Origin of the sequence: Streptomyces sp. SID13726 (assembly GCF_010548375.1) — a bacterium.
Lineage (GTDB): Bacteria > Actinomycetota > Actinomycetes > Streptomycetales > Streptomycetaceae > Streptomyces.
Genome location: NZ_JAAGLY010000454.1, coordinates 1 through 440, shown reverse-complemented (window position 1 = coordinate 440; position 440 = coordinate 1). Strand labels below are relative to the sequence as shown.

Genomic DNA, 440 nt, shown 5'->3' with positions numbered 1-440 from the left:
ATGACGCCGGCCTGGTAGCCCTCGCCGGCGAACTGCTTGACGACGCCGACGCGCATGCCGGCGACGGAGCCGTTGCGGGCCGCCTCGACGACCGGCGGGACCGGGGCGTCGATGGAGGTGGAGTCCATCGGGTCGTGGCCGGCGATGACCTCGTGCAGGAGCGCCGCGTCCAGGACCGTACGGGCACAGGGCCCGCCCTGGTCGAGGGAGGAGGAGAAGGCGACCATGCCGTAGCGGGAGACGCCGCCGTACGTGGGCTTCACGCCGACCGTGCCGGTCACGGACGCGGGCTGGCGGATGGAGCCGCCGGTGTCCGTGCCGATCGCGAGGGGTGCCTGGAAGGCGGCCAGTGCGGCCGCGGAGCCGCCGCCGGAGCCGCCGGGGATGCGGGTGAGGTCCCACGGGTTGCCGGTGGGCCCGTACGCGCTGTTCTCGGTGGA

At 74.8% G+C, this 440-nt stretch carries 1 protein-coding gene; it reads right to left on the bottom strand.

The annotated features are described in order from the left end of the window. Positions 1–440 (bottom strand): amidase family protein (locus tag G3I78_RS48555; protein WP_275424941.1); only part of this gene is annotated, 440 nt, incomplete at both ends.